This window comes from Marinilactibacillus psychrotolerans (assembly GCF_900101525.1).
In the GTDB taxonomy this organism is placed as follows: domain Bacteria; phylum Bacillota; class Bacilli; order Lactobacillales; family Carnobacteriaceae_A; genus Marinilactibacillus; species Marinilactibacillus psychrotolerans.
In genome coordinates this window covers 45,964-69,361 of sequence record NZ_FMZD01000013.1, presented here as the reverse complement: position 1 = coordinate 69,361, position 23,398 = coordinate 45,964, and the positions used below count along the sequence as shown (strand labels likewise).

20 protein-coding genes and 1 pseudogene are annotated in these 23,398 nt (G+C 34.9%); 20 read left to right on the top strand and 1 reads right to left on the bottom strand.

Annotation, left to right across the window (positions count from 1 at the left end):
* Positions 1-371 precede the first annotated feature (371 nt).
* The 5 genes and pseudogenes from BLT22_RS08285 to BLT22_RS08265 all read left to right on the top strand — a co-directional run bounded on the left by BLT22_RS08285 (position 372) and on the right by BLT22_RS08265 (position 6,846).
* Positions 372-722 (top strand): transposase, encoded by a 351-nt coding sequence (locus BLT22_RS08285; RefSeq protein WP_143020645.1) that lies wholly within the window; start codon positions 372-374, stop codon positions 720-722.
* A gap of 370 nt (positions 723-1,092) precedes the next feature.
* Positions 1,093-1,722, top strand: coding sequence for a TetR/AcrR family transcriptional regulator (locus BLT22_RS08280; protein ID WP_091762393.1), 630 nt, complete (start codon positions 1,093-1,095; stop codon positions 1,720-1,722).
* Positions 1,723-1,749: 27 nt separating this feature from the next.
* A pseudogene (locus tag BLT22_RS08275) lies at positions 1,750-3,472 on the top strand (ABC transporter ATP-binding protein).
* Positions 3,472-5,346, top strand: a complete 1,875-nt coding sequence (locus BLT22_RS08270) for an ABC transporter ATP-binding protein (RefSeq protein WP_091762391.1) — start codon at positions 3,472-3,474, stop codon at positions 5,344-5,346. Before BLT22_RS08275 ends, BLT22_RS08270 begins: the two are co-directional and overlap by 1 nt.
* 255 nt (positions 5,347-5,601) lie before the next feature.
* On the top strand, positions 5,602-6,846 hold the full coding sequence (locus tag BLT22_RS08265) for an ammonium transporter (RefSeq protein ID WP_091762389.1): 1,245 nt from the start codon (positions 5,602-5,604) through the stop codon (positions 6,844-6,846).
* A gap of 121 nt (positions 6,847-6,967) precedes the next feature.
* Here the strand turns inward: BLT22_RS08265 and manA are convergent, their stop codons facing one another.
* Entirely contained in the window at positions 6,968-7,924 is a 957-nt protein-coding gene (gene manA, locus BLT22_RS08260) for a mannose-6-phosphate isomerase, class I (RefSeq protein WP_087057469.1), read from the bottom strand.
* A gap of 282 nt (positions 7,925-8,206) precedes the next feature.
* Between manA and BLT22_RS08255 the strand changes: the two genes are divergently transcribed.
* The 15 genes from BLT22_RS08255 (at position 8,207) to BLT22_RS08185 (ending at position 23,396) form a co-directional block, all read left to right on the top strand.
* Positions 8,207-8,806, top strand: a complete 600-nt coding sequence (locus tag BLT22_RS08255) for a thymidine kinase (RefSeq protein ID WP_087057470.1) — start codon at positions 8,207-8,209, stop codon at positions 8,804-8,806.
* Between the two features lie 2 nt (positions 8,807-8,808).
* On the top strand, positions 8,809-9,885 hold the full coding sequence (gene prfA, locus BLT22_RS08250; RefSeq protein ID WP_087057475.1) for a peptide chain release factor 1: 1,077 nt from the start codon (positions 8,809-8,811) through the stop codon (positions 9,883-9,885).
* A complete protein-coding gene (gene prmC, locus BLT22_RS08245) occupies positions 9,875-10,744 on the top strand; it encodes a peptide chain release factor N(5)-glutamine methyltransferase (protein ID WP_236048901.1) in 870 nt (289 codons plus the stop codon). Before prfA ends, prmC begins: the two co-directional genes overlap by 11 nt.
* Positions 10,745-10,778: 34 nt before the next feature.
* Positions 10,779-11,792, top strand: a complete 1,014-nt coding sequence (locus tag BLT22_RS08240) for an L-threonylcarbamoyladenylate synthase (RefSeq protein WP_091762387.1) — start codon at positions 10,779-10,781, stop codon at positions 11,790-11,792.
* 126 nt (positions 11,793-11,918) lie between these two features.
* Positions 11,919-12,548, top strand: coding sequence for a uracil phosphoribosyltransferase (gene upp, locus BLT22_RS08235; RefSeq protein WP_087057472.1), 630 nt, complete (start codon positions 11,919-11,921; stop codon positions 12,546-12,548).
* 138 nt (positions 12,549-12,686) lie between these two features.
* Complete coding sequence (locus BLT22_RS08230; protein ID WP_087057473.1) at positions 12,687-12,920, top strand: DUF1146 family protein; 234 nt, start codon at positions 12,687-12,689, stop codon at positions 12,918-12,920.
* Between the two features lie 279 nt (positions 12,921-13,199).
* Entirely contained in the window at positions 13,200-14,501 is a 1,302-nt protein-coding gene (gene murA / locus BLT22_RS08225; protein WP_091762385.1) for a UDP-N-acetylglucosamine 1-carboxyvinyltransferase, read from the top strand.
* A 251-nt stretch (positions 14,502-14,752) separates the two neighbouring features.
* A complete protein-coding gene (gene mreB, locus BLT22_RS08220) occupies positions 14,753-15,736 on the top strand; it encodes a rod shape-determining protein MreB (protein ID WP_143020644.1) in 984 nt (327 codons plus the stop codon).
* A 77-nt stretch (positions 15,737-15,813) separates the two neighbouring features.
* Entirely contained in the window at positions 15,814-16,002 is a 189-nt protein-coding gene (locus tag BLT22_RS08215; protein ID WP_226910257.1) for a DNA-directed RNA polymerase subunit beta, read from the top strand.
* Positions 16,003-16,147: 145 nt separating this feature from the next.
* Positions 16,148-16,465 carry a single-stranded DNA-binding protein gene (locus tag BLT22_RS08210; RefSeq protein WP_091762381.1) on the top strand — a complete coding sequence of 106 codons (318 nt, stop codon included), beginning with the start codon at positions 16,148-16,150 and terminating at the stop codon, positions 16,463-16,465.
* A gap of 200 nt (positions 16,466-16,665) precedes the next feature.
* A complete protein-coding gene (locus BLT22_RS08205) occupies positions 16,666-17,379 on the top strand; it encodes a response regulator transcription factor (protein WP_091762379.1) in 714 nt (237 codons plus the stop codon).
* Positions 17,380-17,381: 2 nt separating this feature from the next.
* The gene (locus tag BLT22_RS08200; protein WP_087057747.1) at positions 17,382-18,794 is read left to right on the top strand and encodes an ATP-binding protein; all 1,413 of its coding nucleotides are present in this window, start codon (positions 17,382-17,384) and stop codon (positions 18,792-18,794) included.
* 239 nt (positions 18,795-19,033) lie between these two features.
* On the top strand, positions 19,034-21,214 hold the full coding sequence (locus tag BLT22_RS08195; RefSeq protein WP_091762377.1) for an LTA synthase family protein: 2,181 nt from the start codon (positions 19,034-19,036) through the stop codon (positions 21,212-21,214).
* 130 nt (positions 21,215-21,344) lie between these two features.
* A complete protein-coding gene (locus tag BLT22_RS08190) occupies positions 21,345-22,523 on the top strand; it encodes a class I SAM-dependent rRNA methyltransferase (RefSeq protein WP_091762376.1) in 1,179 nt (392 codons plus the stop codon).
* Positions 22,524-22,691: 168 nt separating this feature from the next.
* Entirely contained in the window at positions 22,692-23,396 is a 705-nt protein-coding gene (locus BLT22_RS08185) for an ABC transporter ATP-binding protein (RefSeq protein WP_087057752.1), read from the top strand.
* The last annotated feature ends 2 nt before the right edge of the window (positions 23,397-23,398 follow it).

The following is a 23,398-nucleotide window of genomic DNA, read 5'->3' as shown; positions in this document are numbered from 1 at the left end:
TTATCTGGTAACTGAATGGAGAACTCTTATTGAGTTGATTGATATGCTGCTTTTATCTGGGAACTGAATGGAGAACTCTTATTGAGTTGATTGATATGCTGTTCTTATCTGGTCAAGTTCATATAACTGTGTAAAAACAAAGAGCCTGGGACAAAAGTCCTAACAAAATAATAAGATCCGCTGAAAATCTACTTGAGATTTCAGGGGATCTTATTTGTTTATGCAAGCAAAAGGAGCACGGCTTATCATCCGAAATTTTTACTCAAAGCACGACTGTTTGCCTATTCAGAAGGGATCTTTTCCGGTCGAAAAAATGATGCAAGAAAATCTAGCGATGCAATGGTTAACAGGTCAAACGTTAGTGTCTTACCGTGCACTCAACCGATTCAGGGTATCCGAAAAAAACTAAAGACCTTTCACAAGATCTGTATTGTACTTTTTCTCTTCGGTTAAAAGAAGAACAATTGATTCAAGGCAAAGCATTATTTATAGATGATACAAGGTTTGAAGCAGATGCTAGTAAACATACCTTTGTTTGGAAAAAATCTGTGGATCTATTGTACTCGAATTTAAAAGAAAAAGAAATTCAATACTATGAAGAAGAGATCGCTCCACTCATCAACCAAGCGATTGAAAGAGATCAAAATCGGGCGTTTACTAAAGAAGAAGGCACTCAATTTTATAGTAAACGTAAATTTTATGTAGAACCAACTTTCGGATAGGTGAAGGCCAATTTGAGGTTCAATCGATTTTCAGTTCGTGAAAAATCGAATGTAGAAAATAAAACGAATCTGATCTTCATGGCCAATAATCTACGAAAATATAATAAAAGAAAGAAGAAATAGAATCATTAAAGTAAGAAGAAACCCTGAGAGAATTGTAAAAATGTACCGACCCCCAAGAATACAATTCTTTCAGGGTTTCTCTATATTTAAAGACGTTCAGAGACTTTTGTCCCAGCCTCTTTTTTTTATAATAATATTTCTTGCTTGATTTGTGACACAGTGTCACATATAATATTAAAAGTATGTTCCATGACACAGTGTCATATTCGTAATATTGAAAATGAATCTGACTTAAGGAGAGAAAATTTTGCCAACACAAACATTTTTCAATTTACCCGAACAAAAAAAGCAGCGGTTAATTGCTGGTGCAATGAAAGAGTTCACTGAAAGATCTTTAAATGAAGCATCTATTTCAAACATTATAAAAAATGCTGAGATTTCTAGAGGAAGCTTTTATCAGTATTTTGAAGATAAAAAAGATTTATATTTTTTTTTAATAGGAAAATTCAAACATAATTATCATCGTTTAATGGTTAATAGTTTCAAAGAAGCAGAAGGTGATTTTTATAGAGGTTATCAAATTTTTGCAGAAAAATATATTCAAAATATTATGGATTCTGAAAAATTTGGTTTTTTTAAAAACATGTATCTGCATATGAACTATCTGATTAATCAAGAATCTGGAGTCAATACATTTATGCCTTCATCTTCTATGAAGAAAAAAGCCGTTCTAAATAAGGAAGACATTTTAAATGTGGTTAAAAGAGAGCAAGTAAAGGCTTGTTCAGACCAAGAATTTTTTAATATTTTACGGTATATCTTGAATATATTAGACGATACGATAATGGAAGGTTTTTGGAAGGCATTATCTATTGAAGAAACACAAAGGCTATTTTCAACTCGTTTAGAATGGATGACAAAAGGTGTTTTGAAATAAAAAGAATAAGAGAGAAGAGGATAAGGTATGACAAGATTGGCTAAATTTATGAATCCCTGGCGTGTGTTTCTCACCGTCTTATTCATGGCAGTCCAAGTAGCAGGTATGCTTGCCATGCCCCACACTTACTGCCAACATCATAGATTTTGGAGTTGCAGAGGGGAATATTGATTATATTATAAGAACAGGATTCTATATGTTAGGCTTCACTCTGCTGACTATATTATCAGCATTATTAAATGTTTATTTTGCTGCTAAAGAATCTCAGGGGTTAGGAAATACGTTAAGAAAGAAAATATATAGAATGGTCATCTTTTTTACAAATGATGAATTAGACAAATATGGGACTTCTACATTGATTACCAGATCGACTAATGACATTATGCAGATTCAATTTGTTATGATGATGGTTTTAAGAATAATGACTCTATCACCGCTTTTAATTATTGGTGCTGGAACAATGGCTTATACTAGAGAACCACAATTAGCTTTTGTCTTTATTATTACTATACCCGTTTTAGCAGCTTTGATTTGGTTTATTTTACATTTTTCAAGTCCATTGTTTAAATCCATGCAGAAAAAAACAGATAGACTAAACAGAGTCTTCCGTGAAGGATTAACGGGTATACGTGTTATTCGTGCGTTTAATAAAGACGAATATGAAAGAGAACGATTTGATGAAGCTAACTGGGATTTTGCACAAACGTCTATTAAAGCGAATACTGTCATGGCGTTTATGATGCCTTCAATGGTACTAGCGGTTAGTGTAACAAATATTCTTATTATCTGGTTTGGTTCGCAGCTTGTCAGCACAGGTGATATGCAAGTTGGGAACATGGTTGCATTCATGACTTATGCAATGCAAATTTTAATCGGTGTAATGAATGTATCTATGGTTCTATTCTTTTTACCTCGGGGACAAGTTTCTGCAGAACGTGTATTAGAGGTTTTGGATACGCAAAATACCATTAAAGATCCTGAACAAGCAAAACATTTGAAAGATACCACAAATATTTCATTACGATTTGATAATGTCAGCTTTAGGTACCATGGTGCTGAGAAATCAGCCCTTGAAAATATTGACTTTACACTAAATAAAGGTGAAAGATTAGCTATTATTGGGGGAACTGGTTCAGGTAAAACAACTTTAGCTAATTTGATCCCTCGTCTCTATGATGTAGAAAGAGGCCAAATAAAAGTCAATGGTGTTGATGTTAGAGATGTAGAACAGGGAGAACTGAGACGTTTGATTGGTTTTGCTCCGCAGAAAGCGTTGTTGTTCAGTGGAACGATTCGGGAAAATATGAAATATGGGAAACCTGACGCTACAGATGAAGAAATTTGGCATGCTTTAGACGTTGCGCAAGGAAAAGATTTTGTTTCTGGCTTGCCTAAAGGATTAGATGCTAGAGTAGAACACGGTGGTGGAAACTTCTCAGGTGGACAAAGACAAAGGTTGAGTATTGCTAGAGCCTTGGTAACAAAAGCGGATATTCTAGTATTTGATGATTCGTTCTCAGCTTTAGACTTTAAAACAGACGCAAGACTACGTGAAGCTTTAAAACCCGATACTCAAAACGCTGCAGTTGTGATCATTGCTCAAAGAATTAGCACGGTTATTGATGCAGATCAGATTATTGTCTTAGATCAAGGAACAATAGTTGGACAAGGTACGCATGAAGAATTAAAAGCGAATAATCCAATATATCAAGAAATTATGGAATCTCAATTGAAAGGAGAGGATATTTAATGGCTAAAGAAAGCGGAAGCAACGCTGCGCATATCCGATCTAAAAAAGCGAATAATTTCTGGGGTACAGTACTTAGATTAATTCGTTATATGTCTACAAGGTTCTGGGCGCTAGTAGCGACATTAATATTGGCTATAGCTGCTACAATAATGGCTACACAAGCACCGCGTATCCTTGGACGTGCTACAACTGAGATTTATAGAGGTCTTCAAGAAGGACGAGCTATGCAAGAAGCTGGAGAAACGATTGATCGGTTCCCGATTGATTTTGAGGTTATTAAGAATATCATTCTTGTAGTCTCAATTGTGTATGTTACGCAAGCGATTTTTCAGTTTTTTCAACAGTTTATTACTGCAAGAATTGCCCAAAAAACTGTATATGATATGAGAAAAGAACTAAAAGAAAAGATGGCTACACTACCCATTAAATATTATGATACGCATTCTACAGGAGACATTCTTTCTCGGGCAGTTAATGACATGGACCAGATTGCTAATACATTACAACAATCCTTGACTCAATTTATTATTAGTGTAGTACAATTTGTGACAGTATTGATTGTAATGATCACAATCGATATTCGTTTGACATTAGTAACCGTCGTAACGGTGCCGATAAGTTTATTACTAATCGCCTTTGTAGCCCCTAAATCACAAAAACAATTTTCAAGACAACAAAAAGAATTAGGAAATGTAAATGATCATGTTGAAGAAACTTATTCGGGACATACGGTTGTAAAAACATATAATCGTGAAGAAGATGAAATTATAAAATTTGATAAGAGAAGTTCTAAACTAAACGAAGCATCAATGAAAGCTCAATTTCTTGCTGGGATTATGATGCCTTTAGTTAGTTTTTCTCGAGATTTGGGTTACTTTGGAGTAGCGTTAGTTGGAGGTATTGGAGTTGCAAATGGAACAGTTTCTTTAGGTAATGTTCAAGCATTTATTCAATACGTAAACCAGTTTTCCCAACCGGTTCGTCAAATTGCCAATCTCGCAAACACCATTCAAGTTACTATAGCTGCTTGTGAACGAGTATTTGAGGTGTTGGATGAAGAAGAAATGCAGGAAACTGTATCTAACTTAGCACCTAAAGAAAATTCTCCTTATAAAGTAGAATTTGAACATGTTCAGTTTGGATATGGAGATGAACCAGAAGATCCATTATTGATGACTGATTTTAATCTAACAGTTAGACCGGGTAATATGATTGCGGTTGTAGGTCCAACTGGTGCTGGTAAATCGACTTTAATCAATCTGCTGGAAAGATTCTATGATGTTAAAGGTGGAAGTATTCGTTTTGAAGGTGTAGATACAAGAGATATTCCTCAACCCGAATTGAGAAAGAAATTCTCTATGGTGCTGCAAGACACTTGGTTATTTAACGGGTCAATTTGGGATAATATTGCCTACGGTAGTGAGCGATATGGTAAAGACAGAGATCATATCTTAGCTGCAGCAAAAGCAGCACATGTCGATGATTTTGTTCAGCGTTTACCAGAAGGGTATAATACAATTTTGAATGAAGAAGGCACGAATATCTCACAAGGTCAACGTCAGTTGATTACAATTGCACGTGCTTTCTTAGCAGATCCAGAAGTATTGATCCTAGATGAAGCAACATCATCTGTAGACACAAGAACAGAAATACTCATACAAAAAGCAATGAATAATTTACTTGAAGATCGAACAAGTTTTGTCGTAGCGCATAGGCTATCAACTATCCGTGATGCAGATAAAATTATTGTAATGAATGAAGGAGATGTAATCGAAACTGGTAACCATGATGAATTAATGGATCAAAATGGGTTCTATGCTGATTTATATAATAGTCAATTTGCATCTTATGAAGAAAATACAGCCTTTGCTTAAATAGCTTATAATACAAATATCGCAATTTTTAAAAAACTGAAACCCTCATAGTTAGAGGATTTCAGTTTTTTTGTATGTATAGACCAATATGAGTAATGACGATTAAATAATATTAGGATTAATCATTAAATACTATATATAATTAATGATATAAGGATATATTCTTAATATATGATGGAATTCCACACCTGCTATTGATAAGTATACCAATTTATAAGTATAGTAGGTCTATCTTAAAAAAGGGGAGATAAGAACATGTCAGCTACTGATACACTTTGGGTTTTATTAGGAATTGTACTCGTGTTTTTTATGCAGGCTGGTTTTGCAATACTTGAATCAGGACTAACGAGAGCTAAAAATGCTGGGAATATTATTATGAAAAATATTATGGATTTTGTTTTAGGATCACTGCTTTACTGGATAATTGGATTTGGGATCATGTTTGGTCCTTCTGTTCTAGGCATTGCAGGAACTCCGGATTTCTTTGTTACGGGTAACTATGACTCTTCTATACCTGGATATGTATTTTTAATGTTCCAGACAGTATTTTGTGCAACCGCAGCGACTATTGTTTCTGGAGCAATGGCTGAACGTACTAAATTCAGTTCGTACTTACTTTATACGATTATTTTATCAGGCGTAATCTATCCGATATCTGGACATTGGATCTGGGGCGGTGGCTGGTTATCAGAACTGGGCTTCCAAGATTTTGCTGGGTCAACAGCAGTGCATATGGTGGGAGGTGTCACGGCTATTATAGGTGCTAAATTTGTGGGTCCAAGAATTGGAAAATATGATAAGAATGGAAATGCAAAAATTATTCCAGGTCACAATGTCGTTCTAGCGGCATTAGGCGTATTTATTTTATGGTTCTCTTGGTTCGGGTTCAATGGTGCTTCTACTTTAGAGGCTTCTGATGGGGATTCATTGAGCTTGATCGGTCTCATTTTACTTAATACAAATTTATCAGCAGCAGCAGCAACGCTGGTTGCTATGGGGATATCATGGATTAAATTAGGCAAACCAGATGTGGGCATAACAATGAATGGGGCGCTTGCTGGTTTAGTAGGGATTACAGCCGGATGTGCTGTTGTAGAACCAATAGGAGCAGTTGGTATTGGGGTACTTTCTTCAGCTAGTATGATAGCTGCACTTGATTTTGTGGAAACAAAATTAAAGATAGATGATCCAGTAGGAGCTTTTGCCGTTCATGGTGTTGCTGGTGGATTAGGGACCATATTAGTAGGTGTTTTCGCACAAGAAGGCGGTGTACTTTACGGCGGTGGTTTAGGGTTGCTTGGTATACAAATTCTTGGTGTACTCGCAGTTATTCTTTGGGTAACCGTCTCAATGGTACTTGTTTTCAAATTAATTCAGTCAACTATTGGATTACGTGTAAGCGTTGAAGAAGAAGAGGCAGGTATGGATGTTAGTGAGCACGGGTTAGCAAATAGTTACGCAGATTTTGCATCAACAGAAAGTATACCTAATAAAGGATAATCAGATTCAATCATTCATTAGTATGAAACAAAACAAAACAAAACAAAACAAAAAAATCCAAAGACAGTGATCTAGATTCTATGCTGTCTTTGGATTTTTAATAGCCATTTTAATTATTGAATTAAATGGCCTTACCAGGAATTGACGAAATAATATGAAAATCTCCGTTGAAAGTCCAGTTGTCTATTCCGTTAGGCAAAATGAAATGTGCGCCTTTTTTAAGTGTATAAGTTTCAGAATCTACAGTTAACGTACCCATACCATCTAAAACACTAACTAATGTATATAAACCAGATGATTTAAAAGTAGATTCTCCAGAAATTTTCCAATCTTGAACGGTGAAGAACTCATTTTCAACTAGTGTAGTGATCAGGGCACCTTGTTGCTCTGCGGTAGTTTGAGAAAGATCCGGATCTACATGCGGAATAGTTGTCACATCAATGGATTGTTTGATATGCAGTGGTCTTGTATTTCCTTCAGCATCTTTTCTATCATAGTCGTAGACTCTATAAGTTGTATCGCTAGATTGCTGTGTTTCTAAAATTGTTATTCCTCCGCCGATTGCATGGATCGTACCACTAGGGACATAGAAAAAATCACCAGGTTTAACGGTTACATATCGCAGTAAGTCTTCCCATTTTTCTTGTTCGATCATAGTTATAAATTCTTCACGAGTTTTAGCTTGGTGTCCAAATACGATCTGAGCATCTTTGTCGGCATCAATCACGTACCAGCATTCAGTTTTGCCAAGTTCTCCTTCGTGTTTAAGACCATAAGCATCATCGGGATGAACCTGAACCGATAATTCAGTTTTAGCATCTAATATTTTCGTTAATAATGGGAAAACATCCCCTTTTTGATTTCCAAATAGCTCCCGATGTTGATCCCATAATTCAGTTAATGTTTTTCCGGCATATTTTCCGGACTTTACAACTGCGGGTCCATTTTTATGAGCACTTATTGCCCATAGTTCCCCAGTATGTTCGCTTGGAATATCGTAACCAAAGAAGTCTCTAAGATTAGTTCCCCCCCAGATTTTTTCCTGCATTACACCTTTTAAAAATAATGGTTGCGTCATAATCAGTCTCCTTACACTTTTGTACTTATAGTTTAACATATTTCACAGTGAATGAACTCGTTTTGACAGGCAATTATTCTAATTGTAGATTTGCAACGAAACTTTTTTAAGACTAATTAAGTAACGAGAGGCATTCAGATGTTTATTTTTCCGACTCATACATCCCCTTGTACTTTCTCTACTCTTATCATATAATTTATAAGGATAAGCACATTGAATTTAAATAAGTAAATGAATTGTGATCTAAGGTAGTTAATCATACAATGAAAGTAGGATAATAAAGTGGCTCAACTGTATTTTAGATATGGAGCAATGAATAGCGGGAAATCTATTGAGATATTAAAAGTAGCGCACAATTATGAGGAACAGAATAAAACGGTGCTTCTCTTTACCAGTGCGATCGACGATCGAGATACAGTTGGACAAATTTCTAGTCGTATTGGACTCAAACGCGAAGCTATACCGATTGATGATGACATGAATATATATAAAATTGTAAAAAAAATGGACCAGCATCCTGACTGTGTATTAATAGATGAATCACAGTTTTTAAGAAAACATCATGTGCTGCAGCTAGCAGAAATTGTAGACCACCTCGGTATACCAGTAATGGCTTTCGGATTGAAAAATGATTTCATGAATGAATTATTCGAAGGATCAAAGTATTTATTGTTACTAGCTGATAAAATTGAAGAAATGAAAACAATCTGTTGGTTCTGTCATAAAAAAGCAATTATGAACATGAGAATGCATAATGGTAAACCAGTTTACACAGGAGATCAGATCATGGTGGGTGGGAATGAAGATTATTATCCAGTCTGCCGGAAACATTATTATGACTCGATGCGAAAAACTGCTTTAGAAAGAGGCGAAAATAAATGAGTATGTTTGACAGATTAGAACAAGTAGATAATCGATATGATGAATTAAACGAGTTACTAAGCGATCCTGCTGTTATTAATGATACTGACCGATTTATGAAATTAAGTAAAGAAGAAGGAGAACTTAGAGAAACCGTTGGAATCTATCGTAAATACAAAGAAGTGAACGAAGGGATCAAAGAAACAGAGGAGTTACTTCAAGAATCTTTAGAGGCAGATATGGAAGAAATGGCAAGAGAAGAGCGAGAAGAACTACTTTCTGAAAAGACAAAATTAGAAGAAGAATTAAAAATTTTACTATTACCAAGAGATGAAAATGATAAACGAAATATCATCATGGAAATTCGCGGTGCTGCAGGTGGAGATGAAGCACAATTATTTGCGGCTGATTTACTTGAAATGTACCAGCGTTATGCTGATTCTCAGGGATGGAGAACTGAAATTTTAGATACGAATTCAAATGGGCTAGGAGGATATAAAGAAGTAACATTGATGATTACAGGACAAAATGTTTATTCTAAGCTTAAATTTGAAAATGGAGCACATAGAGTACAACGTGTTCCACAAACTGAATCGCAAGGACGTATTCATACATCCACTGCTACGGTCGTAGTAATGCCGGAAGCAGAAGATGTAGAGATCGATATTGCAGAAAATGATATTCGTATTGATATTTATCATGCAAGTGGAGCGGGCGGACAACACGTTAACAAAACGGCCTCAGCTGTAAGATTGACTCACGAACCAACAGGGATAGTTGTGGCTATGCAAGATGAACGCTCGCAGCTGAAAAATCGAGAGAAAGCAATGAAAGTTCTGAGATCTCGTATATATGATAAAATTACTCAAGAAGCTCAAGCTGAAGTCGATGCTGAACGGAAATCAGCAGTTGGTACTGGAGACCGTTCTGAAAGAATCCGCACTTATAATTTTCCGCAAAGTCGTGTCACAGATCATCGTATCAACTTGACACTTCAGAAACTTGATCAGATATTAGCAGGTAAAATGGATGAAATTATTGATGCGCTTGTATTCTGGGAACAAGCACAAAAAATGGAGCAGCTCCAAGATGAATACTAAAATGAAACTTGAAGAATTATATGAGAAAAAAACAATTAGAGAAGTCCTGATGGGGGCTTCTTCTTTTTTGAATAGTCATCATAGAGAAGTCTTTGCAGCAGAATGGCTACTTAGAGAACGAAATGACTGGAGTAAAACCCAGCTAATTAGACGATACCCTGAACTTATGTCCAAGGAAACTAAAAAGATATTTTTATCAGATTTAAAATTATTCATGGAGGGATTGCCGATACAATATATTATTGGACATGAATGGTTTTATGATAGAAAATTTAAAGTTAATCCCAGTACATTGATTCCTAGACCTGAAACAGAAGAATGGTTTGATCGCTACATCAAAATGTTACCAAATCAACCATTTGAAGTTATAGATATAGGCACAGGAAGTGGGGTACTCGCAATCTCACATAAGCTGGAAAGGCAATATGATCAGGTTTTGGCGGTCGACATCAGTAGTAATGCTTTAAAAATTGCAAAAGAAAATGCAGCGACTTTGGATGCAGATGTTAAATTTTATAAAAGTGATTTAACTCAGGCGGTAAAGAAGCACTCGTTTGATCTAATCATTTCTAATCCTCCTTATATTTCTGTCGATGAGAAATCTGTAATGGATCAGTCAGTATTAGATCACGAACCATCGATTGCTTTGTTTGCTAAAGAAGAGGGACTAGAAATTTATCGCAGGCTTGCTAAAGAATTACCGGCAATATTAAAACCAAAAGGAAAAATTATAATGGAAATCGGATATCTTCAAGGGACAAGTGTCTATCACCTATTTGAAAAAGCTTTTCCGGAAGCTAAAATTGAAATATGGAAAGATATGGCCGGACAAGATCGGGTTGTTTATGTGACAACTTAAAAATTTATAAATTAAATTAGTTAGGAGTGATAAAATGGATACTGTATGGATGAAAGAAGAAGAAATTTATAAAGCGGCTGAATTATTAAAGCAAGGCGAAGTTGTTTCTTTCCCTACTGAGACTGTATATGGTCTTGGAGCAGACGCAACCAATGATGCAGCCGTTAAAAAAATATATGCAGCAAAAGGCAGACCAAGTGATAATCCTCTAATTATTCATATTGCAAATCTCGCACAAGTAAATGAATATGCACAAGGTATATCGGAAAAGGCAAGAATAGTCATGGAACATTTTTGGCCAGGACCATGCACGCTTGTCTTAAACAAAAAAGGACCTTTGGCAGAAACGGTTACCGCTGGGCTGGATACGGTTGGTATAAGAATGCCAGATCATCCAATTGCATTGAAATTAATTGAATTAAGTGGGAAACCATTAGCAGCACCTAGCGCAAATTCTTCGGGAAGACCTAGTCCGACCTCAGCAGAGCATGTTTACCATGATTTAAAGGGCAAAATAGCCGGGATCATTGATGGAGGAGAGACGGGAGTTGGGTTAGAATCAACTGTTTTAGATTTATCTGATTCGTGTAAACCAGTGATTCTTAGACCAGGAGGGATATCTAAAGAAGCGCTGGAAGCTGTAATTGGTCCCGTTATGTTTAACCCAGAACTTTCCAGTCAGTCTGATGTGCCAATGGCTCCGGGGATGAAATATACCCATTATTCTCCTTCAGAACCAGTTGTCATCGTTTCTGAAAATGGAATCGGCTGGAAAAAAGCTATCCATCATTATGAAAATAAAGGAGAAGTGATAGGATTACTAGCTTCTGAAGATATTATTAAAGAATTCAAGACAACACATAATTGTTCATTTTCATTAGGTGATAAGCAGGATATAGCATCTGCTTCAAAACGATTATTCAAAGGATTGAGGTATTTTGAAAAAACAAAAGCAACGGTTATTTTAGCAGAATCGTATAATAGGATAGGAATTGGAGAAGCCTACATGAATCGTTTAGAAAAAGCAGCGGGTAACAAAGTTATTTGAAATTCATTAAATTTGATAAATAAGATGGAAAACGATCAAATCTTTCTGTACAATAATGAGAGGAAATCAGGCAAGTCAATCAATTTATTGAGATCACTATAAATTCAAAAAGAGGGAGTCGTTTAAATGGGTAAATTTCAAGTCATCAATCATCCACTTATTCAACATAAGCTTACAATCATCAGAGATAAAAGAACCGGTACAAAATATTTCAGAGAAGTTGTAAATGAAATAGCTAGGTTATTAGCTTATGAAGTTTCTCGTGAAATGCCTGTAGAAGACATAGAAATTGAAACACCACTAATTAAATCTACACAGAAACAATTATCTGGGAAAAAAGTTGTAATTGTTCCAATTTTACGTGCAGGGTTAGGCATGGTAGATGGCATGCTAGATTTAATACCAGCAGCAAAAGTTGGACATGTTGGAATGTATCGTGATCATGAGACGATGGAACCAGTAGAATATTTTATCAAGCTTCCTTCAGATTTACCTGACCGCCAATTACTGGTCGTTGATCCAATGCTTGCGACAGGCGGATCTGCAGTGGCAGCGATTGATGCACTCAAAAAAAGAGGGGCAACTAATATTAAATTTGTGTGTTTAGTAGCTGCTCCAGAAGGTGTCAAAGTTTTACAAGATGCTCATCCAGATGTAGATATCTATTCAGCTTCTTTAGATGATAAATTAAATGAAAATGGATATATTTTACCTGGTCTTGGTGACGCAGGTGACAGACTGTTCGGAACATTATAAAACCATGTTGAAATCCTCGATCCAAGAAAATGGATTGAGGATTTCTCGTATGCTCTCCTACTCTGATTACTTATAATAAGCGTTAAAAATGAATTCAAAAGTTTGATATGCTAAAATTATTATGGAAGGATTGGGAATATGACTTTTATTGGAATACAATCGTTGATCACTATTATATCCCATATAACGTTTATTTTGATTACCTTTTGGGCACTGCAGGGACTTAGAACAGACAGTTTGATAAAAAAGTATCATATACAGCAAGCTAAAATATTGTATATTTTTCTTTCTATTGCAATTGGGTATACTGTTAGCAGCTTTTTTATAGATTTTATATTATCGTCACAAAATTTAGTTCAATTATTCGGCTGATAATATAGGATATATTATAACTATAGAGGAAGTTCACAAAAAAGTCATAGGGTTTGAAAAGGTAATAGTTTATAAATGTATAGCTTTCTGATATAATATGACAGGTTATTATGAACTTTTTTGTTCATCTAATCTTAAAATTGGAAAAAAAGATAGAGTTATATTATATATGATATAACTTGTAAAAATTTCGAATAATGATTTTAAATTATAAAAAATGATCGAATGAACTGAATGAATATTAATTAATAGGATGAGTATTACCTTGGAGGGCATAGTATGGACAAGATTATTGTGAACGGCGGACAAAACTTAAATGGAACAGTTGAAGTAGAAGGGGCAAAAAATGCTGCATTACCTATTTTAGCAGCTACAATTCTAGCGAGCAAAGGGAAAAATCATTTATCAAATGTACCGTTGTTATCTGATATTTATACAATGAAAGAAGTACTAAATTATTTAAATGTTGATATTTCTTTTGATGAAGGAAATAAAGAAATGACATTGGATGCAACAAGCGAATTAAATGAAGAAACGCCTTTTGAATATATGAGTAAAATGCGTGCTTCAATTGTTGTAATGGGGCCTTTATTGGCTCGTAATTCGTATGCCAAGGTAGCTTTGCCAGGTGGATGTGCAATTGGAACGCGTCCAATCGATCTTCATTTAAAAGGGTTCGAAGCGATGGGAGTAGAGGTACATATCAGAAACGGATATATAGAAGCCTCCGCTGAAAAATTGAAAGGGGCTCATATCTATCTTGACTTTCCAAGTGTAGGCGCTACGCAAAATATCATGATGGCTGCGACGCTTGCGGAAGGAACAACAATCATTGAAAATGTTGCAAGAGAACCAGAAATCGTTGATCTAGCCAATTTCTTAAATCGAATGGGTGCTAGAGTAGTTGGTGCAGGTACGGAATCTATCCGCATCGAAGGAGTCAAAGAACTAACTGGAACAGATCATATGATTATCCCTGATCGTATTGAAAGTGGAACCTTTATGGTTGCTGCGGCAGTAACTAAAGGGAATATACTGATTAAAAATGCTGTTTCAGAACATAACAAACCGCTGATCTCCAAGTTAAAAGAAATGGGAGTACGGTTTGAGGAAGAACAGGAGGGCTTACGGGTTGTTGGACCAGCTCAATTGCTTCCGACTGATGTAAAAACTATGCCACATCCAGGTTTTCCAACAGATATGCAAGCACAAATGACAATTGCTCAACTTAGTGCAAAAGGAACAAGCGTTATGCGAGAGACTGTTTTTGAAAATCGGTTCATGCATATGGAAGAATTGCGTAAAATGAATGCAGCGTTTAAAGTTGATGGCCAAAGTCTTATGATTGCTGGTGGGGAAGAATTACAAGGAGCCGAAGTTGCTTCCAGTGATTTAAGAGCCTCAGCTGCCTTAATTATAGCAGGACTTATCTCCAAAGGTCATACGCGTGTTACTAACTTGAACCATTTAGATCGCGGATATTATCAATTCCATGAAAAATTAAAACAATTAGGAGCCGATATCGAAAGAGTGACAGAGGAAGTTTCTTCACAGGTATCGAATGCAGTCGTCACAGAATAAATTTCGTTTGATAATAAATAAGGAGTTGAATCGGAAAGATCTCAGAAGATGATCGTTCGATTTTCTCCTTTTTTTGCATATAAATAGGTTTTATTTAATTCAAGTTGTTTTTAATCTTGCTCTTTAGTAAAATCTTGAGTATGATAGGAAGAGTGAGAAAATTTAGAGAATATATACAAAAATTATAAACTAGTTAGTAGTCTTTTAACTAATCTTGCAGAATCGCTAAAAGACTTGAGAGGGGAACAATTATGGCAAGAGATATTGGAATCGATTTAGGAACCGCCAATGTGTTAGTACATGTTAAAGGTAAAGGAATAGTATTAAATGAACCTTCAGTAGTAGCTTTAGATACTAAAACTAAAGAAGTATTAGCAGTTGGCGAGGAAGCTTATTTAATGGTTGGAAGAACGCCAGGGAATATACAAGCGATTCGTCCTCTTCAAGGTGGAGTTATAGCTGATTTTGATATAACTGAAGCAATGCTTACTTATTTTATTAATAAACTGAATGTTAAAGGATTTTTATCGAAACCCAATATCTTAATTTGTTGTCCTACTAATATTACAGCTATCGAACAAAAAGCAATAATTGAAGTTGCTGAAAAAAGTGGTGGTAAGAATATCTATCTGGAAGAAGAGCCTAAAGTTGCTGCTATTGGTGCAGGAATGGATATTTTTCAACCAAGTGGAAATATGGTGATAGATATTGGAGGCGGAACAAGTGACATAGCAGTTCTTTCTATGGGTGGGATTGTTACAAGTCGCTCTGTAAAAATTGCTGGTGATACGTTGGATAATGATATTATTATTTATTTGAAGAAAAAACATAGCTTGTTGATCGGAGAACGCACAGCTGAAGCAGTTAAGAAAGAGATTGGTGTGATTTTTGATCACGGACGCAACGACTCAATGGACGTTAGAGGAAGAGATGTAGTTACTGGATTGCCTCGTACTGTGTCCATTTCTTCTCTTGAGGTTATGGAAGCAACCCGTGAATCAATGGTAGTTGTAGTGGAGAAAGCAAAAGAAGTTTTAGAAAAAACACCGCCAGAATTATCAGCTGATATTATTGATCGTGGTGTGATTCTAACAGGCGGTGGTGCTTTGATCGACGGTATTGATCTATTGTTTGCAGAAGAGTTGAAAGTTCCTGTCTTTAGAGCTGAAAGTCCATTAGATTCCGTTGCATTAGGTACGGGGATTTTACTTGAAAATCTAAAAAAACGTAAGTAGTATTTTGGCTGTGAGAGAATCGAATGTAAGAAATATCCATGTATAATAAATTTGAAATGTTTAGAGGTGTGTAGTTCATGAATTGGAAATCTATTTTAAAGAAGACTGGAATGTATCTATTAAAAGTATTTTTAGTAATCTTAGTGATCGCTGTAGCTTTTATTGGAGGAGTAATGCTCGGATATGGAGTGATTGGTGATGGCGGTAGCCCCATGGATGTATTTAAACCTGAATTGTGGCAACATATTTTAGATTTCTTTATGTAATCCTACTTCTAACATATTGAAGATGAGTAGAGTAAATTCTACTCATCTTTTTTCATTAGTTTTTCTTGTAATTATACAGTCTATATAGTAGTGCTGTTCAAAGGACAGGTTCACTAAAAAGTCTAGTATATTAGGAGGAAAGCGTATGAATCAAGTAGCAATGGTGGGAAGAATTGTTCGAGAAATCGAGTTGCGCGATATAGGAGAGGGGAAAATAGTATCGAATAATGTCTTAGCAGTCCAGAAAAATTATCGTACTGACCATGGGGTGGAAGCTGACTTTATTCCATTTGTAGTCTGGGAGAAAAAGGCAGAACTTATTGAAGAATACTGCAATAAAGGTGACTTAGTGGGATTAATGGGGAAAATGCAATCTAGAACTTATAAGAATAAAGAATCAGAAACCGTCTATGTAGTAGAGCTATTAGTTAATGAAGTTCAGTTCCTACAGCCCAAAAAGTAAACATCTAAAAAAGTAACTAAAAAACTCGCTAATTTAATTTAGTGAGTTTTTTTATTTTAAGTTATATTATAGTCTTCATATTTTCATTATTTTATCTTATTTCTTTCTTTATAAATAAAAAATCACACAAAATTTTCAAATATTTATTATATAATGTAGAATGAAGCTTATAAAGAAATATTAATGAAAGAAGGATACGCATGAATATTTTGATGATTGAAGATAATGAATCCGTATGTGAAATGATTGAAATGTTTTTTTTGAAAGAAGAATGGGAAGCGACCTTTGTTCATAATGGTAAAAAAGGGTTAGACACTTATTTGAATAATCAGAATAAATATGATTTGGTTGTGCTAGATATTATGTTACCGGAAATGGATGGAATGACAATCTGTAAAGAGATTAGAAAATATTCTACACAAATTCCGATTATTATGCTTACCGCTAAGGATACTGAAAGTGATGAAGTAATAGGCTTAGAGATCGGGGCAGATGATTATGTTACTAAACCATTTAGTCCACTGACTTTAGTTGCGCGAATCAAGTCGCTTAAAAGAAGAGCAAATGCTCAAACGCATTCAACTGAATTAGAGGATAGTTTGTATGAAGTTGAGACAGAACATCTAAAATTAGACAGAAATACAAGGGAAGTTTTGTTGTATGACACATTATTAGAAGGATTGACACCTAAGGAATTTGATTTACTATACACTTTAGCTAATAGTCCAAGAAGAGTTTTTTCAAGAGAACAGCTTTTACAAATGGTGTGGGACTATGAATATTTTGGCGATGAAAGAACAGTTGACGCACATATAAAGAAATTGAGGCAGAAACTTGTACAAAACGGTCCACAAGTTATTCACACAGTATGGGGCGTAGGATATAAATTTGATGATACAGGAGCTATAGATTAAAAATGAAGTTTCCTTATTTTTATCAACAAATGCTGGGGTTTTTATCAGTTATCATTATGCTGCTAACAATATCAGTTGTTTCGATTGTTTTATTTGCTCGTAATACAGCAATAAAAGGAACTGAAAATAGATTATTTGCTTATGCAGAATCTATTGTAGATGTAAATTTAGAATCTAACCAATTATCTCATTTTCAATCTCTTCTAGGAAATCAAGGCGTAACCTTTTTTGTATTCGATAGTAATGGAGATTTGGTTTTTCCAAAGTTATCAGAAAATATAGAAACAAGGGTTGTGCCTGAGGAAGAAGACCGATTAAGAGATGGGGAACGGGTTTCTTTAACTACTGAACAAGCTGATCTTTATGGGAATCCTAGAGATACAGCTTATATCTATCTACCTTATTTTACATCGAGTGCTGGAGATTATGCGGGATTTGTGGCTGTAAGCGCACCAGTAAGCCAGATAGAGCGACAAATGAGCGATTTAAAAAGAAATCTATTTAATGCGTTTTTAATTTCAACTATTATTGCTATTATAATGAGTTTTGTATTCGCACGGTACCAAGTTAAACGGGTAAATGGATTGAGGCAAGCTGCTCATATGGTAGCTGAAGGGAATTATGATATTCGTATTAAACATAAAGATAGAGATGAAATTGATAATCTTTCTCAAGATTTCAATAAGATGATTTATGCTTTAGATATGTCACGGCAGGAGGTGGAGCGACAAGAAGAAAGACGTAAAACTTTTATGCAAGATGCCGCGCATGAAATGCGAACACCACTAACTACCATTAACGGATTGCTGGAAGGTCTAGAATATGACGTTATCCCTGAATCACAACGTTTGAGAAGCATACAATTAATGAGGAAAGAAACAAAGAGAATGATTCGATTAGTAAATGAAAATCTTGATTATGAAAATATTCGAGCAAATAGAATTATCTTGAATAAACATATTCTTCCTGTTTCCGAAATTTTAGATGAGATAAAAGAGCAAATGGCAAATATTGCAGAGAGCTCTAATAATAAACTGAAAATAGATTCGTTAGAGAACCTAACAGTGTATGCTGACTACGATCGTTTCAAGCAAATTTTAGTCAATTTAATTAAAAATGCTATTCAATTTACAGATGACGGATTGATAGAAGTCAGTGGAATGAAAACAGAAACAGGTACTAAGATTATCATTAAAGACAATGGGATAGGAATGACGGAAGATCAAATTAAAAATATCTGGGATCGATATTATAAAGCAGATATATCAAGAACAAACACAAAATATGGTGAATCCGGATTAGGGCTATCTATCGTTCAACAGCTAGCAGAAATGCATAAAGCGAAGTTAGAGGTAGAAAGTGAACCAGAAAAAGGAACTACATTTACAATAGAATTTCCAGACTCAAAAGATTAACCAAAAATTTAATAATTTATTAAGTCTTCAAACTCTTATAGAAAGAATATAAGAGTTTGAAGGTTTTTTCTTTACAGTACTGGGCTTTCTTAATTATTTTCAGACTTGCATTTACATAGATTCAACATTTGCCTTCTATGTAAGTTTAATGTAAAATGTCCTAGAGATTAATAATATTACCAAACAGTAAAAAAATATACTTTGTTTGAGGAATTACAGAAATAATAGGAGGCATATTCATGTCTAAAGTTAAAAGTTTATTAAGCACAAGAATGGGTTTTTTCGGATTAGCTAGTATTTTATTCTGGTTAAAGACCTATCTAGTCTATCAAGTTGAATTTAATCTAGGTGTATCAGGTGCGATCCAACAGTTTATCTTGTTAATCAATCCGATAGCATTTACAGTGATTTTATTTTCTATTGCGCTCTACTTTAAAAAAACTAAGCGCGCCTATATCGCTCTCTTCGTCGTGATGGCGATCGCTTCAATGATATTGTACTTTAATGTTATGTTCTATAGAGAGTTTAGTGATTTTCTTACAATGAATATATTGTTAGGTTCTAATAATGTTTCTGGGGCAGTTGTTTCTTCAACAGTTGCTATGATGAGACCATGGGATATCTTTTATTGGTTGGATTTCATTATTTTACTAACTGCAATCTTATATAAGAAGAAATCACCTATTAAAATGGATAGTCGTCCATTAAGAAAACGCTATGCGGTGGCAACAACTATTTTAGGGGTTGCGCTATTTGCAGGAAACTTAGCGCTTGCTGAAAGTAATAGACCTCAATTATTAGTTAGAACATTTGATCGTAATTATATTGTGAAATATTTAGGTTTGAACTTTTTCACAGCTTATGATGCATTCCAAACGGCTCAAAACAATCATGTTAAAGCTAGTGCTGATGAGTCTAATTTAGTTGACATAGTCGATTTTGCTAAAGAAAATGACGCAGCACCTAATCCGGAATATTTCGGCGAAGCTAAAGGACGCAATGTTATTGTTATTGCAATGGAGAGCGTTCAACAATTTCTAATTGATTATGAATTAGAAGATGAAAATGGTGAAAAACATGAAGTAATGCCTTTTGTAAACAGTCTTTTCCATGATGAGTCTTCTTACAGTTTTGATAATTTTTATCATCAAGTAGGTCAAGGTAAATCATCTGATGCTGAGATTTTGGGAGAGAACTCCCTTTATGGCTTGCCTCAAGGTAGCGCATTCCAAACTTTAGGTTCAACAAATACATTCCATGCTGCACCAAATATCCTTCATCAAGAAGCTGGATATACCTCAGCAGCTTTTCATGGAAATGTAGGTTCATTCTGGAATAGAAATGACACTTACCAACAGTTTGGCTATGATTATTTCTTTGATTCAGCTTTTTATGATGTATCTGGGGATAATTCATTGGAATATGGGTTAAAAGATAAGTTGTTCTTTGATGAGTCTGTGCAGTATCTAGAACAACTGCCACAACCTTTCTATACTAAATTTATTACTGTAACGAATCATTTCCCTTATCCATTAGACGAACAGAATGCTGGATTTCCTACTGCTAATACAGATGATGAAACTATCAACCAGTATTTTGCTACTGCAAACTATGCTGATCAGGCTATTGAAGAATTCTTCAACTATCTAAAAGCATCTGGGTTATATGATAATTCAATCATTATGCTTTATGGGGATCATTATGGCATTTCTAACATGAGAAATCCTCATCTTGCTTCTTTACTGGGTGAAGATCAAGATGAATGGGGAGATTTCCAAAATACTCAAATGCAGAAAGTCCCTATGATTATTCATGTACCAGGAGCAAAAAATGGACAAGTATCTCACAAGACTAGTGGACAAGTTGATATGTTACCAACTATGATGCATCTATTAGGACTTGAAACAAAAGATTATCTGTTTATGGGACAAGATATGTTATCAGAAGAACATGATGATACAATTCCTTTCCGAAACGGAAATGTTATCACAGACGATTATTCGTTTATAGGACAAAGTATTTATGATAATAACACAGGTGAGGAAATTCAAGATACTTTATCAGAAGAAGAATTAGCTAAATTAAATCAAATACAAGAAGATGCTAGAAAAGAATTAGGTTTTTCAGATGATTTAATGATGATGGATTTACTACGCTTTTATACTCCAGAATCTTTCAGTAATGTTGAACGAAATGACTATATTTATAGTGATCAGCTAAAATATTTGGAGAATGATCCTCTGAGAAGTAAAAGTTTAATTGAAATGAATGGCGGACAGTCTACAACTGATTTATACAAAACAGACGCTCCAGAATTATCAGATGATACGACAGAACCTGCAAAAGATTCAGAAGGAAATACAGATAATAAGGACCAAAATAGCTCAGAAGAAATGGATACATCTGAAGCAACTGAATGATAATATAAGGTGGATGTCAAATAGTAGTTTGACATCCACCTTTTTATATGGGATAAGGAATTTAGAAGAAGTTATGTTATAATGAGAATCACCATAAACTATCTGTCTAAGATAGTAAAGGAGTAGAATAGTGAGAAAATTAAAAGTAAAAACATTAGCAGCGAATCGTCTCAAAAAGGGATATAAAGCTTTAGAAGAATATGATTTCAAGACTATGGAGGACGTGGCTCAAGGAGAGTTTGTTGAAATCACTGATCAAAACAATAATTTTATTGGTAAAGGTTATATCGGCGAGGAAGATCGTACAGTAGGATGGATTCTTACAACTAATAAAGATGAACCGATTGATTCTAATTTCTATGATCGACATTTCCGAATGGCACAAAATGCGAGAACAGCTTATTATGCAGATAAATCTACTAATGCGTTCCGTCTATTTAATGCATCAGGGGATGGAATTGGCGGTATAACGATTGATTATTATAATGGATTTTATATTTTTTCTTGGTTTAATAAAGGACTTTATGATTACCGTGAACAAATCTATCAAGCTTTCAAAGTTGCTATACCTGACTTTAAAGGAATAGTTGAGAAAGTACGCTTTAAAAATGCTGAGATCCAATCACGACATGTGGCTGGAGCAACACCTCCTGAACCGCTTCTAATCAAAGAAAATGGCATCCAGTATGCCACTTATATTAATGAAGGCTGGATGACTGGGATTTTTTTAGATCAGAGAAATGTTCGTCGTAGACTCATGGAGGAATGGGGAACAGGCAAAACGGTTTTAAATACTTTCAGTTATACTGGTGCGTTTTCTGTAGCTGCAGCTATGGGCGGGGCTGTCAAGACAGTTAATATAGACGCTGCAAGACGTAGTAAAGCTAAAACAATTGAACAATTTGAAGTGAATGGATTGAATCCAGATGATCATGAAATTCGTGTAATCGATGTATTTGATTATCTGGATTACGCAAAAAAACACCAGTTAAAATTTGATATTATAATTTTAGATCCACCAACTTTTGCACGCACGAAAAAACGTACGTTTAGTGTAGAGAAAGATTACGTTGGTCTAGTACAAGAAGCATTAGAAATTTTAGCAGATAATGGTTTGCTGATTGCTTCATCCAATACTTGGAAATTAAGTCGAGATGATTTTTATCAAATGATCAATGAAGCATTTGATAAAGAAGAAGTAGATGCATATTTATTAGAAGAATATGGACTACCAGAAGATTTTAAAATAAATGAACAGTATCCAGAAAGCGATTATCTTAAAGTTATGGTCTTAGAGAAAACTAGTTAAGTTAAGCTTTAACTTCAAAGAGCCAGTAAAGTATGGGTAACTTTACTGGCTCTTTGTTATGAAATCGTGATATTTTTATGAAGAAAATGTGATGAAAAGCATACTATGTACAAGTCCTTTACGCGCTATGCTAATATATAGTAAGAGAATGATAGAGAGGAAAGATGTATGACAGCTTATATTACTGTAAAAGATGAATACAAAAGATATATATCCGGTGAAACAACTGTGGTAGCTAACAATGGAATAACATTTAACGTCGAACAACACGAGTTTGCTGTAATTGTGGGACCGAGTGGGGCGGGAAAGACTACTGTATTGAATATTTTAGGCGGAATGGATTCCGCTGATGAAGGCGAAGTTATAATTGATGGTACGAATATAGTAGGGTTTAATGAAAAAAAATTAACAAAGTATAGACGTGATGATGTCGGCTTTGTATTCCAGAATTATAATTTAATCCCTAATCTTACTGCTAAAGAAAATGTGGAATTGGCTGCAGAAATTTCTCCAGATGCTCTGGATGCTGCTGAAGTTTTAAAGAGTGTAGGACTTGAAGATCGGATGGATAATTTCCCAGCCCAACTATCTGGTGGCGAACAACAAAGAGTTGCGATTGCGCGAGCACTTGCTAAGCAGCCAAAACTACTTTTGTGTGATGAACCAACCGGAGCATTAGATTATGAAACAGGGAAAAAAGTACTAGAAATTTTAAATAAATCCAAAGAAGAATATGGCGCGACAGTTGTTGTAATTACACATAACCGAGCAATTGCACCAATGGCGGATAGAGTAATCGATATTAATAATGCTAAAGTGAGAAGTATGACAGTAAACGAACACCCTACTCCTGTACACGAAATTGAATGGTAAAA